This is a genomic window from Nocardia sp. BMG51109 (assembly GCF_000526215.1).
Classification (GTDB): Bacteria; Actinomycetota; Actinomycetes; order Mycobacteriales; family Mycobacteriaceae; genus Nocardia.
The window spans coordinates 8,364,031-8,375,321 of record NZ_JAFQ01000004.1; the positions used below are offsets into that span (position 1 = coordinate 8,364,031).

Annotated in this window: 12 protein-coding genes; 1 reads left to right on the forward strand and 11 read right to left on the reverse strand. The window is 69.8% G+C overall.

Annotation, left to right across the window (positions count from 1 at the left end; all coding sequences use genetic code 11):
* Positions 1-27: 27 nt before the first annotated feature.
* The 3 genes from rplS to D892_RS0139135 all read right to left on the reverse strand — a co-directional run bounded on the left by rplS (position 28) and on the right by D892_RS0139135 (position 4,165).
* Positions 28-369, reverse strand: coding sequence for a 50S ribosomal protein L19 (rplS, locus tag D892_RS0139125; protein ID WP_024806465.1), 342 nt, complete (start codon positions 367-369; stop codon positions 28-30).
* 154 nt (positions 370-523) lie between these two features.
* Positions 524-1,387: a hypothetical protein gene (locus tag D892_RS0139130; RefSeq protein ID WP_036571544.1), complete on the reverse strand. Its 864-nt coding sequence runs from the start codon at positions 1,385-1,387 to the stop codon at positions 524-526.
* 306 nt (positions 1,388-1,693) lie between these two features.
* A complete protein-coding gene (locus tag D892_RS0139135; RefSeq protein ID WP_369801801.1) occupies positions 1,694-4,165 on the reverse strand; it encodes a Tex family protein in 2,472 nt (823 codons plus the stop codon).
* 377 nt (positions 4,166-4,542) lie between these two features.
* Here D892_RS0139135 and D892_RS47495 point away from each other — a divergent pair, with 377 nt between their 5' ends.
* Positions 4,543-4,776: a hypothetical protein gene (locus tag D892_RS47495; RefSeq protein ID WP_156959904.1), complete on the forward strand. Its 234-nt coding sequence runs from the start codon at positions 4,543-4,545 to the stop codon at positions 4,774-4,776.
* Here the strand turns inward: D892_RS47495 and trmD are convergent.
* The 8 genes from trmD to D892_RS0139175 all read right to left on the reverse strand — a co-directional run bounded on the left by trmD (position 4,761) and on the right by D892_RS0139175 (position 11,217).
* Positions 4,761-5,585, reverse strand: coding sequence for a tRNA (guanosine(37)-N1)-methyltransferase TrmD (gene trmD, locus D892_RS0139140; protein WP_024806468.1), 825 nt, complete (start codon positions 5,583-5,585; stop codon positions 4,761-4,763). The two genes, D892_RS47495 and trmD, sit on opposite strands and share 16 nt — an antisense overlap.
* Before the next feature lie 2 nt (positions 5,586-5,587).
* Positions 5,588-6,112 (reverse strand): ribosome maturation factor RimM, encoded by a 525-nt coding sequence (gene rimM / locus D892_RS0139145; RefSeq protein ID WP_024806469.1) that lies wholly within the window; start codon positions 6,110-6,112, stop codon positions 5,588-5,590.
* Positions 6,113-6,355 (reverse strand): RNA-binding protein, encoded by a 243-nt coding sequence (locus tag D892_RS0139150; RefSeq protein WP_024806470.1) that lies wholly within the window; start codon positions 6,353-6,355, stop codon positions 6,113-6,115. It lies immediately after the preceding gene.
* Positions 6,355-6,795, reverse strand: a complete 441-nt coding sequence (gene rpsP / locus D892_RS0139155) for a 30S ribosomal protein S16 (protein WP_024806471.1) — start codon at positions 6,793-6,795, stop codon at positions 6,355-6,357. The genes D892_RS0139150 and rpsP overlap by 1 nt, the downstream gene beginning before the upstream one ends.
* Positions 6,796-7,181: 386 nt before the next feature.
* Positions 7,182-7,766, reverse strand: coding sequence for a Uma2 family endonuclease (locus tag D892_RS43260; RefSeq protein WP_024806472.1), 585 nt, complete (start codon positions 7,764-7,766; stop codon positions 7,182-7,184).
* Between the two features lie 147 nt (positions 7,767-7,913).
* Complete coding sequence (locus tag D892_RS0139165; protein ID WP_024806473.1) at positions 7,914-9,014, reverse strand: amidohydrolase family protein; 1,101 nt, start codon at positions 9,012-9,014, stop codon at positions 7,914-7,916.
* Positions 9,015-9,209: 195 nt separating this feature from the next.
* Complete coding sequence (gene ffh, locus D892_RS0139170; RefSeq protein ID WP_024806474.1) at positions 9,210-10,817, reverse strand: signal recognition particle protein; 1,608 nt, start codon at positions 10,815-10,817, stop codon at positions 9,210-9,212.
* Positions 10,818-10,905: 88 nt separating this feature from the next.
* Positions 10,906-11,217, reverse strand: coding sequence for a hypothetical protein (locus tag D892_RS0139175; protein ID WP_024806475.1), 312 nt, complete (start codon positions 11,215-11,217; stop codon positions 10,906-10,908).
* Positions 11,218-11,291 lie beyond the last annotated feature (74 nt).

The following is an 11,291-nucleotide window of genomic DNA, read 5'->3' on the forward strand; positions in this document are numbered from 1 at the left end:
GGGGGTTTCGCGAGCGTACTGATCGTCTCAGCGCTTTTCCTTGATCTTGGCGGCCTTGCCGCGCAGCTCGCGCAGGTAGTACAGCTTGGCCCGGCGGACATCGCCGCGGGTCACCACATCGATGTGGTCGATGTTGGGGCTGTGCACCGGGAAGGTGCGCTCGACGCCGACACCGAAGGAGACCTTGCGGACCGTGAAGGTCTCGCGGATGCCACCACCCTGACGCCGGATGACGGCGCCCTTGAAGACCTGGATGCGCTCCTTGTTGCCTTCGATGACCTTCACGTGCACATTGATCGTGTCACCCGGCCGGAAGTCGGGGACATCGGTGCGCAGCGACTTTTCGTCGACGAAGTCGAGGGTGTTCATTTCCGTCCTTTGGAAGTTCGCGTGAACAGAGGAACCTGGCGGCCGTCGCTCGACCGGTTCGTGCTCCGGGATAGGGGCGGTGCGCTGGGCAGACTCGCCCAGGGCAACCCGGCCATTGTGCCAGACCGCGCCGCCGTACGGTAAATCGGGTGCCTCAGTCGACCACCTTGTGCCCGAGCCGCGGCGGATGCGGCGGTGCGGGCGCCGGCACCACCCGGCGGACCAGTTCCTCCTCGGTCGCCCGGCGCAGATGGGCGACATCGGGGCTCCCGGCGATCAGGTCCTGCACGAAGATCTTGGCCCGGATCACCGGCCGCCGGTACCGGCGCTCGCGCCGGATCGCGCGCTGCATCAGCTTGATGCGGCCCGCGTAACGCCAGCGCGCCCACGGGGCACCGGGCCGGCTCAGCCGCAGCGCGCCGACAACCAGCAGCGGCAGGAAGAACATGCCGAACAGACCGGTCCAGATCTTGCCCTTGGCGATGACGATGGCCGCCAGCGCCAGATTCCCGACGGCGAACAGCGCCAGCAGGATTCGGCCCGGCTCGCTGCCGTCGTAGCGGATGCCGTTGACCTCCAGCAACCACAGCGGATGAAATCCCAGCAGCAGCAGGCCGGTCACCGCGAGCGCCACGAACACCGCGTCGACCGAGGTACGGCCCTGCTCCTCCCAGTACACGTCACGCAGGTAGTAGATGAGCGCGAACTCGTCGAGCACCAGCGCCGCACCGACGCCGAAGACGGACGCCAGCGCGCTGATCGTGCCGACGCCGCTGCGGTAGGTCGCCACCAGCCCGATGCCCGACAGCAGCACCAGCACCACGCCGAACACCATGTGGTGGATGTGCACGTCACCGGCCCGCAGGTTGCCCGGCCACCAGCGCACCCGCTTGCGGATCAGCCGCACGCTGAGCCGGATCAGCAGGAAACCGACGATGAATCCGAGCAGGAAGCACAGCAGCGGCACGCGTCCCTGCGCGATGACGGAGTCGTCGAGCCACCGTCGAATGCCTGTCATGTCCCCGTCGTCTCCGGCCCGTGGATGCGCCATCGCTGCCCGCCGAGCCGGACGCCCGACGCCCGACCGGCCTCAGCCATATTGTGCAGGAACTGCGTGACCACCGGCCGAACCGCACGCAACGCACGGCACAACCGGCAGAACGATTCGGCCACGAAGCGCTACCGGACCGCGGAGCGCTACCGGACCGCGGAGCGCTACCGAACCCCGCCGCGCCATCCGCCGACCCCCGGTGCCGCCGAACAGCGTTGCGGCGCTACGAAACCGGACCCGGCCCACCCGGGGCAGGCCGGGACCCGGTCCGGGTCAGCGACCGAATCCCGCCCTGCGCAGGGCGTCGGCCATCGCGCCGCTGGGCTCGGAAGCGTTGCGGCGCTGCTGGTTCCGGCCCTGGTTGCCGCGGCCTTGATTGGCTCGCCCCTGATTGCCGCGGCCCTGGTTACCACCGCTCTGGTTGCCACCGCTCTGATTACCCCCGCCCTGATTGCCCCGGTTCTGGCCGCCGCGCCCCTGCGGACGCTGCCCCTGGCCGCCCTTCTCGGGTTTACCCGGCTCGTCGTCCAGCCGCAGGCTCAGGCCGATGCGCTGCCGGGCCACGTCGACCTCGAGCACCTTGACCTTCACGACATCGCCGGATTTCACGATCTCGCGCGGATCCCGGACGAACGAGTGCGACATGGCCGAGACGTGCACCAACCCGTCCTGATGCACCCCGACATCGACGAACGCGCCGAACGCGGCCACATTCGTGACCACACCCTCGAGCACCATGCCGGGCTGCAGATCGGCGACCTTCTCGACGCCGGCGGCGAATTCCGCGGTCTTGAACTCCGGGCGCGGGTCGCGGCCCGGCTTCTCCAGCTCGGCGATGATGTCCGTGACGGTCGGCAGGCCGAACCGGTCGTCGGTGAAATCGGCCGGACGCAGCGAACGCAGCGCGCTGCCGTTGCCGATCAACTCCAGCACGCCGCTCCCGGTGCTGTCCAGGATCCGCCGCACCACCGGATAGGCCTCCGGATGCACCGCGGAACTGTCCAGCGGATCGTCGCCGCCGCGGATGCGCAGGAAGCCCGCGCACTGCTCGAACGCCTTGGGGCCCAGCCGCGGCACATCCTTCAGCGCGACGCGATTGCGGAACGGGCCATTCTGATCCCGGTGGGCGACAATGGATTCCGCCACCGAGGCGGATACGCCGGACACCCGCGACAGCAGCGGCACCGAGGCGGTGTTGACATCGACGCCGACCGCGTTCACCGCGTCCTCGACGACCGCGCCCAGCGAGCGGGCCAGCAGCGTCTCCGAGACGTCGTGCTGGTACTGGCCGACGCCGATGGACTTGGGTTCGATCTTCACCAGTTCGGCCAGCGGATCCTGCAGGCGCCGCGCGATGGATACCGCGCCGCGCAGCGACACGTCCAGCTCGGGCAGTTCCTGCGAGGCATAGGCGGACGCGGAGTACACCGAGGCGCCGGCCTCGGACACCACGATCTTGGTGGGCTTGTTCTCCGGGATGCGCGAGATCAGTTCGGTGGCCAGCGCGTCGGTCTCGCGGGAGGCCGTGCCGTTGCCGATCGCGATCAACTCCACGCCGAACCGGGCGACCAGCGCGCCGAGCACCGCCAGCGACTTCTCGGTCTGCCCCTGCGGCTTGTGCGGGTAGATGGTCTCGGTGGCCACGACCTTGCCGGTGGCGTCGACGACGGCCACCTTGACGCCCGTGCGGTACCCCGGATCCAGGCCCATCGTGGTGCGGGTGCCGGCGGGCGCGGCCAGCAGCAGGTCGCGCAGGTTGGCGGCGAACACGTCGACGGCGTCCTTCTCCGCGGACTGCCGCAGCCGCATCCGGATATCGATGCCCAGGCTCACCTGCAACTTGGTGCGCCACGCCCAGCGCACCGTGTCCAGCAGCCACGAGTCGGCGGGGCGGCCCTCATCGGCGATATCGAATTTCAGGGCGATGCGGCCCTCGTAGATCGTGCGCTCACCCTCCTCGGGCTGCTCCGCATCCGGCTCGAGGTGCAGCGTGAGCACCTCCTCCTTCTCCCCGCGCAGCAGGGCGAGGACGCGGTGCGAGGGCAGTTTGGTGAACGGCTCGCTGAAATCGAAGTAATCGGCGAACTTGGCGCCGGCGTCCTCCTTGCCCGCGCGCACCTGCGAGCTGATCTGCCCGCGGTTCCACATCAGCTCGCGCAGCTCGCCGACCAGGTCGGCGTCCTCGGCGAAGCGCTCCACCAGGATGGCCCGGGCGCCGTCGAGCTGTTCGGCGTCGTAGCCCGACGGATCGGTGGCCGGGTCGGTCAGCAGGGCGTCGGCGACCGGCTCGTGGCCGGCCTCGCGGGCGATCTGGGCCTTGGTGCGGCGCTTCGGCTTGTAGGGCAGGTAGATGTCCTCGAGCCGGGCCTTCGTCTCGGCCAGCATGATCTGCTGCTCCAGCGCGGCATCCAGCTTGCCTTGGCCGCGAATGGATTCCAGGATCGTCGACCGGCGCTCGTCCAGCTCGCGCAGGTAGTGCAGCCGCTCCTCCAGGTGACGCAGCTGCGCGTCGTCGAGCCCGCCCGTGATCTCCTTGCGGTAGCGGGCGATGAACGGCACGGTCGACCCGCCGTCGAGCAGTTCCACAGCGGCACGCACCTGCTCGTCGCGCACGCTCAACTCCTCGGCGATGCGGCGGCCGACGCTCGCTAGCCGCACTGTCCCGGCGGGCGGCGCGGCCGCGGCGGAACCGGCGGCGTCGGTGCTGGCGGGTTCTGCGCTGACGGATTCCGGTGCTGTCGTCACGCCCGCAGACACTACCGTCGACCACCGACAGCCAGCCAGGGTGCCGCACCGGGGCCGCCGCGGCCGCACCCCGTATTCCGTGCGCATCGGCGATCGAGGGCGGTCGGCAACGCCGATCTTCCGCGGCGCGCCGCGAGGTCGCGCAGTGCCACGCACCGAGCGAATCAGCCGCAGCCGCATCGTGTTTCGATACGACCGACCGTGGCCGAGACAGGCCGGGATGCGGTCCGCCCGGCGGCGCAGGCCGGATTCGAACAGCGCGTCGACATCGCGCAACTCGCCGTCGTCCGCCTCGGGCGCCTCGGGCGCCTCGGGCGGCGAATACCGTCCGGAGCCGAAGATCTCTGCCACCGCAGCGTCGTCGGAGGCGCGCGGGAATGCGACGGTCCCGCTGCCACGTCCCACTCCCGGATGAGCCGCCGGGGCGAGGGCGAGCGGTCCCCCGGGCACGGCGCACCGGATCGCAGGGCGGGTCCACGTCTTCGGCGGCGTCCTGGTGGTTCACCGAGGTCACGGCCGGAATCAGCACGGGGCTGGGCTGGACGGTCGCGCTGCTGATCGCCGAGCGGTGGATCACCGAGCGGGGGCGAAAGCCCTATTCGCCTACCTGACGGTCGGATTCACCGGGCCTGGTGCCCGGGTCGGCGACCTGTTCCTCGAGATCAACGGCCCGATCATCGGGTTCGCCGACCCGTTGTTCGGGCGGCAGCAGATCCGGGCGGCGCTGCCGGGTGCGGGCCAGGGACTGTTCGCGGCGCCAGGATTCGATCCGGGCATGATTACCCGACAGCAGGATGTCGGGGACATCGAGGCCGCGCCAGCTGACCGGCCGGGTGTAGCTGGGACCCTCGAGCAGCCCGGGCCCGTCCCGTTCCTCCGCCCCGGCGGAGAACGAATCCTGCTGATGCGAAAGCTGATTGCCGAGCACACCCGGAATCAGGCGGACCACGGCCTCGGCCATCACCAGGACCGCGGCCTCGCCGCCGATCAGCACGTAGTCGCCGATGCTGACCTCCTCGACGCGCACCCGCCGCGCGGCGTCGTCGAAGACCCGCTGGTCGATGCCCTCGTATCGGCCGCAGGCGAAGACCAGATGCCGTTCGGCGGACCAGCGTTCGGCGGTGGCCTGGGTGAACGGGACGCCGGCGGGGGTGGGCACCACCAGCAGCGCGTCGTCGGGGCACACCTCGTCGAGGGCGTCGCCCCAGACGGTCGGCTTCATGACCATGCCGGGCCCGCCGCCGTACGGCGCGTCATCGACGGACTGGTGTACGTCGTGGGTCCAGCGGCGCAGGTTGTGCACGCCGAGTTCGATGATCCCCTTCTCGATCGCCTTGCCCAGCAAGGCCGTTCGCAGGGGTTCCAGATACTCGGGGAAGATCGTGACGACATCGATCCCGAGTGCGGCACCGGTGCCCATACTCACTCCTCGTCGAGCAGGCCCTCGGGCGGGTCGATGACGATCACGCCCTCGGTGATCGACACGGTGGGCACGATCGCGGTGACGAAGGGCACCAGGATCTCCCGGTCGCGCTCGGCGGCACGCACCGAAAGCAGCTCTCCCGCAGCGGAATGCAGTACCTCGGACACCGTGCCCACGACCGTGCCGTCGCCCAGCCGCACGCTCAGGCCCTCGAGTTCGTGATCGTAGAACTCGTCCGGATCCTCCGACGGCGGCAGCTCGGCGGTGTCGACCAGAAACAGGGTGCCGCGCAACGTATCCGCGGCGCCGCGATCCGAAATGCCCTGGAGGCGCACGAGAAGCCGGCCCGAATGTTCGCGGGCCGACTCCACCGTGTATTCCCGCGTTTCCCGTGCCCGCGGCGCCCGGCCGCGCAGCACCGCGCCCGGCGCGAACCGCAGCTCGGGCTCGTCGGTGCGCACCTCGACCACGAGTTCGCCGTGCACTCCGTGCGATTTGGCGACCCGCCCGACGACGAGTTCCATCTACTGGTCGGTGTCGACCACGTCGACCCGGATACCCCGCCCGCCGATACCGGCGACGAGGGTGCGCAGCGCGGTCGCGGTGCGGCCGCCGCGGCCGATCACCTTGCCCAGATCGTCCGGGTGCACGTGCACCTCGACCGTGCGCCCGCGCCGGCTGGTGATCAGCTCGACGCGGACGTCCTCGGGATTGGCGACGATGCCGCGCACCAGGTGCTCGACGGCATCGGCGACGACGACGCTCATTACTCGGCGGCCTCGGTGGATTCAGCGGCGGCTTCCTCGGAGGCGGCCTTCTTCGAGGCCTTCTTCTTCGGGGTCACGGCCTCGGCGACCGGCTCGCTGTCGGCGGCGGCCAGCGCGGCGTTGAACAGGTCCAGCTTGCTCGGCTTGGCGGCCTTGGTCTTCAGCGTGCCCTCGGCGCCCGGCAGGCCCTTGAACTTCTGCCAGTCGCCGGTGACCTCGAGGATGCGCTTGACCGGCTCGGTCGGCTGCGCGCCGACACCCAGCCAGTACTGCACGCGCTCCGAGTTCACCTCGATCAGCGACGGCTCTTCCTTGGGGTGGTACTTGCCGATGTTCTCGATGGCCCGGCCGTCGCGGCGGGTGCGCGCGTCGGCGACGATGATGCGGTACTGCGGGTTCCGGATCTTCCCGAGCCGGGTGAGCTTGATCTTGACAGCCATGGCTGTTGCCTTTCGGGTGGTGGCCGCCACAGGGACGGCCGGTTGGTCACGGCGCAATTCAGCGACCCACACGAGTGCGGGCCCGGTTTTGCGTAAAGTGTGTGACCGCCGCGCGGTACGTAACCGGAGACGGGCTGACACTGTCCCCGAAGCGGGCAACCCGAGGGCCACCGGCGAGGACGATCGTTCATTGTGCCAGACCGGCCGCGACCGGAGGAAATCGGCTCCGTTCAGTCCGTGGCCAGGGGATTCACGGGCCCACGAAATCCGAATCTGGCGAACGCAATTACCACCCTGTCCCGATGCCGGGATCCCACCCGGGAGCGCGTCGGTCTCGCCGGTGGCGCGACGCCGGGAGCCCGTCTCCAACCGGTTGCGGCCCGTGATCAGCGCAGCACGGCCGTCGGAACGTCGACAGCGACGGGCGCGGGAGCCGTCACCGTCTCACCGGCCGCGGCGTAGACCTCCTGGCGATATCCCGTTTCGCCGAGTCGATAGCCCCAGAACTGTGCCGGCTGACCGTCCGGCAGTTCGACGATCCACAGATAGGGCACCCTGGCGCCGGCGTAGGCGGCGATCTTCGTATCCCGCTCCTCGCGACTGTTGCCCGGTGACCACACCTCGACGGCGAGCAGCACGTTCTCCGGCGAGAAGCTGGTGTGATGGACATCGACATCCACCACAACCACGTCGGGGATGACGCCGGTCCGAAACGCCGTGCTGAGCCGAACCCCGACTCCCGGCAGGACATGAAGCTCCGCGCGATCCGAAGCGGCAACAGCCTGGTCCAAGGCACGCGCCAACCTGAACGCGGCGTGCTGATGCGAGCCCGTAGGCAGTGGCGTCATGTAGAGGTACCCCAGAATGAGTTCGAGTCGAGATCCGTCCCCAGGCTGATCTTCGAGCAGCCAGTCTTCCACAGTCGTCGGGCCCAAGGGGTGGATCATCGAAACCTCGGCACTCATCGTCATATCCCGTCCGATCTGCACGTTTCAGGTCCGCAGGCCGCCGGTATCTCGGACGCGGTGTAGCCGTCGGCCACGATTGTTGCATCTCGCACACCCAGCCTCCGGGCCGGTCGCACCGGGCATGGGCCCGCTTTCCCCGGCGCAACGCCGCTAGCGGTGCCCGGTGACCGGGTCGCGCCTGCCGTAGACCCGACCGCGCAGCACCACGAGCGACGGGGCGGCCAGCACGTCCGGGCCCGTGCGCGGGTCTTCCTGGTACACAACGAAATCCGCTGGGGCGCCGGGTTCGATGCCGGGGCGGCCGAGCCACGATCGGGCGTTCCAGGAGGAGGCGCCGAGGGCCTCGTGGCGGGTCATGCCCGCCCGGGTCAGGGCGTCGATCTCGTCGGCGATGCGGCCGTGGCGGATCGAGCCGCCCGCGTCGGTGCCGGTGTAGATGGGCACCCCTGCCGCATGTGCGTCGGCGACGGTGTCGCGCACGCGACGGTGCAGGTCGCGCATGTGGGCGGCATAGGTCGGGAATTTCGTTGCGCTGTCGGCGATCTCGGGGAAGGTGTCGATGTTGACCAGGGTGGGCACCAGCGCGGTGCCGTGCCGGACCATCGTCTCGATCGTCTCGCCGGTCAGGCCGGTGCCGTGTTCGATGCAGTCGATACCGGCGTCGAGCAGGCCGGGCAGGGCGTCCTCGCCGAAGACGTGCGCGGTGACCCGGGCGCCCTCGCGATGGGCGGCGTCGATGGCCTCCTTCAGGATCGCGTCGCCCCACAGCGGCCGCAGGTCGCCCACGGAGCGGTCGATCCAGTCGCCGACGATCTTCACCCAGCCGTCGCCGCGGCGGGCCTGCTCGGCGACGATCTCCGGCAGGTCGCGCTCGTCGTCGAGTTCGATGCCCAGCTCCCGGATGTAGCGCTTGGGCCGGGCGATGTGGCGGCCCGCGCGGATGATCTTCGGCAGATCCTCGCGGTCATCGATGAAGCGGGTGTCGATGGGCGAACCGGCGTCGCGCAGCAGCAGCGCACCGGCCTCGCGCTCGGTCTCGGCTTGCGCGACGGCGCCGTCGTGGTCCTCGTTCCCACCGCCGTACCGGATGCCGACATGGCAGTGCGCGTCCACCAGTCCCGGCACGATCCACCCTGCGCTGCACAGGGTTTCGGCATCGCGCACCGGCTCGAACGAGATCAGGCCGTCGTGCACCCACAGGTCGCGCATCTCGTCGCCCGGGAGCACCACTCCCCGCAGATGCAGTCGCATCGCCACCTCCTGATCGCGGTCTCCACCACCCGCAACATACCGGGTGCGGTACGGCGGTCTCGGCCGGTGGATCCGGCCGGTCCCTCGCCGTGCCGGGCGCGATGTCACGGGCTCCTCGGCTTCCGCCCGAGGTCGAGCCAGGTGATATCGACGGTCCGCCGACCGTTCCGGCAGCGCCCGAACGGCCGGGCGAGCCTAACTCCCCGAACCCCCACCCTTCTTCGGCGGTTTGGGATTGGTCAGCTCCGACAGGTCGAAGCCTTCCAGCCCCGGCGGCAGCTGATCGAGCCCGGCCGGCATGTTGGACAGATCGGGCATGCCACCGGGCATACCGCCCGGCATCGGCGGCATACCGGGGAACCCGCCGCGCACCTTCGGCGGCGTCGGCCCGCGGCCGCCCTTCTTGCCCTTCTTCCCCTTCTTGCCCTTGGCATTTCGCCGCGAACCGGGCATCCCCATCTGGCGGCTCATCGACGCCATCATCTTGCGGGCCTCGAAGAAGCGGTCGACCAGCTGGTTGACCTCCGACACCGCGACACCCGAGCCGTTGGCGATGCGCAGCCGCCGGGAGGCGTTGATGATCTTCGGGTTGTCGCGCTCGGCCGGCGTCATGCCGCGGATGATGGCCTGCACCCGGTCCAGCTGCTTGTCGTCGACCTGGGCCAGCGCGTCCTTCATCTGACCCGCACCGGGCAGCATGCCGAGCAGGTTGCCGATCGGACCCATCTTGCGGATCGCCAGCATCTGGTCGAGGAAGTCCTCCAGGGTCAGCTCGCCGGAGCCGATCTTGCGCGCGGCGTCCTCGGCCTGCTGCTGGTCGTAGACCTGCTCGGCCTGTTCGATCAGCGTGAGCAGATCGCCCATGCCCAGGATGCGGCTGGACATCCGGTCGGGGTGGAAGACGTCGAAGTCCTCCAGTTTCTCACCGGTGGAGGCGAACAGGATCGGCTCGCCGGTCACCTCGCGCACCGACAGCGCCGCACCGCCGCGGGCATCGCCGTCCAGCTTGGTGAGGACGACGCCGGTGAAGCCGACGCCGTCGCGGAACGACTCGGCCGTGCTGACGGCGTCCTGGCCGACCATCGCGTCGAGAACGAACAGGATCTCGTCGGGCTGCACGGCGTCGCGAATGCCCGCGGCCTGCCGCATCAGTTCCTCGTCGATGCCCAGCCGGCCCGCGGTGTCGACGATGACGACGTCGTACTGCTTGCGCCGGGCCTCCTCGATGCCCTCGCGCGCCACGTCGATCGGCGCGGAGACCCCGATGCCCTGCGGGTTGTCGCCGCTCTCACCGGCGGCCGCCACGGTGGTGCCGGGATGCGGCGCGAACACCGGCGCACCGGCCCGCTCACCCACCACCTGCAACTGCGTGACCGCGCCCGGCCGCTGCAGGTCGCAGGCCACCAGCAACGGCGTATGCCCCTGTCCCTTCAGCCATTTCGCGAGCTTGCCGGCCAGCGTGGTCTTACCGGAGCCCTGCAGGCCGGCGAGCATGATCACCGTCGGCGGGGTCTTGGCGAACCGCAGCCGCCGCGTCTCGCCGCCGAGGATGCCGATCAGTTCCTCGTTGACGATCTTGACGACCTGCTGCGCCGGATTCAGCGCCGCCGAAACCTCGGCGCCCTTGGCGCGCTCCTTGATTCGCGCGATGAACTGCCGCACCACCGGCAGCGCGACGTCGGCCTCCAGCAGCGCGAGCCGGATCTCGCGGGCCGTCGCATCGATATCGGCCGGCGACAGGCGTCCCTTGCCGCGCAGGTCCTGCAGGGCACCGGTCAGCCGGTCGGACAGGGATTCGAACACCGATCGCGCTCCTGGTATCTCGACGGATGTCACTCGACTTACCAGGGTATCGGGATCGCGCGAACGTGCTGATCCGGCCCGGCCGGCGCTACTCCAGACCGCGCCGGCGCGACCGGGGCGGCTGCCGGAGATCGTGATCCTCGGACGCCACCATGTACACCGCCTCGCGACCGGTCAGGCCCAGTTCCAGGGCCATGTTGTCGAGCATCACCCATTCGGCGTCGGTGGGCGCGTGGCCGGTGACGGTCGAGGCGATCGTCATGGCCGTCACCGCCTGCTGCCCGGTGAGGGTGCGCCCCGGCAACCACGACACCACCCAGCGATCCCCGCCGACGCAGCGCGCGATGTGCCGGGTCATATCGCTGGTCATCATCGACGCGGACACGACTTCGATAGCCACCGGCCTGCTCCCCTCGTGCGTGCTTCGGTACAGAACTCGAAACATTTCCGATAGTAGAGTGGCCCGGGTCACAC

Bases quoted from the DNA above. Each gene is read 5' to 3' on its own strand.
- D892_RS0139130 (WP_036571544.1), bottom strand. From the start codon at position 1,387: ATGACAGGCATTCGACGGTGGCTCGACGACTCCGTCATCGCGCAGGGA.
- trmD (WP_024806468.1), bottom strand. From the start codon at position 5,585: ATGGGCACCGGTGCCGCACTCGGGATCGATGTCGTCACGATCTTCCCC.
- D892_RS0139165 (WP_024806473.1), bottom strand. From the start codon at position 9,014: ATGCGACTGCATCTGCGGGGAGTGGTGCTCCCGGGCGACGAGATGCGC.
- rimM (WP_024806469.1), bottom strand. From the start codon at position 6,112: ATGGAACTCGTCGTCGGGCGGGTCGCCAAATCGCACGGAGTGCACGGC.
- D892_RS43260 (WP_024806472.1), bottom strand. From the start codon at position 7,766: ATGACGATGAGTGCCGAGGTTTCGATGATCCACCCCTTGGGCCCGACG.
- rplS (WP_024806465.1), bottom strand. From the start codon at position 369: ATGAACACCCTCGACTTCGTCGACGAAAAGTCGCTGCGCACCGATGTC.
- rpsP (WP_024806471.1), bottom strand. From the start codon at position 6,795: ATGGCTGTCAAGATCAAGCTCACCCGGCTCGGGAAGATCCGGAACCCG.
- D892_RS47495 (WP_156959904.1), top strand. From the start codon at position 4,543: ATGCGACGGTCCCGCTGCCACGTCCCACTCCCGGATGAGCCGCCGGGG.
- D892_RS0139150 (WP_024806470.1), bottom strand. From the start codon at position 6,355: ATGAGCGTCGTCGTCGCCGATGCCGTCGAGCACCTGGTGCGCGGCATC.